1 pseudogene is annotated in these 550 nt (G+C 61.8%); it reads left to right on the top strand.

Features of this window, described 5'->3' with window-relative positions:
* Positions 1–171: pseudogene (locus tag EU800_RS27840) on the top strand (IS110 family transposase); the annotation flags it as partial.
* Between the last annotated feature and the right edge of the window lie 379 nt (positions 172–550).

The raw sequence follows: 550 nt of genomic DNA, 5'->3' as shown, positions 1-550 counted from the left end.
GTGACGCGGCGGGCTGAAACCACCCAGACACGAACCGGGGCCTGGGTCCGATCCCTGCTGGAACGCAAGCCAACGAGGCTCGTCACGGTGGCAATCGCCAACAAGACCGCCCGAACCGCATGGGCCCAGCTTGCCAAAGGAGAGACCTACAGGGCCGCACCGGTCAGCTGAACGGACGAAGAACATGCGTGGCGACAGGGACTCGCCGCGAAAGAACGCAGGGGCAAACATGAGTGATGATGATCGAGCGGAACCGCTGCTGGGACACCCCGAGGAGTTGTCAGGGCTTCAAAGCTCGTCCGTCTGATCGGGACCCGGCTCGCGGACTTCATCAAGGCCAGCGGTCATTGGCACCGCGCATAAAGGCCGGACACATGACCGCCACCCGCGAAGATCGCCATCAGCTCAAATCAAGCCTTGCGCAAACGGAGCAATGGTATGGACCCCGCCGCCCGGCGGCGGTGACACTTCGACATCCACAGGATGAGAGAGGAGACATGCCATGGATATCGTTAGGATCGGCCTGGATCTGGCCAAGACTGTGTTTCAG

It is taken from the genome of Tropicimonas sp. IMCC6043 (genome assembly GCF_004146235.1).
Lineage (GTDB): Bacteria > Pseudomonadota > Alphaproteobacteria > Rhodobacterales > Rhodobacteraceae > Tropicimonas.
The sequence above is the reverse complement of the archived record's forward strand: the minus strand, read 5'-3'. Positions and strand labels throughout refer to the sequence as shown.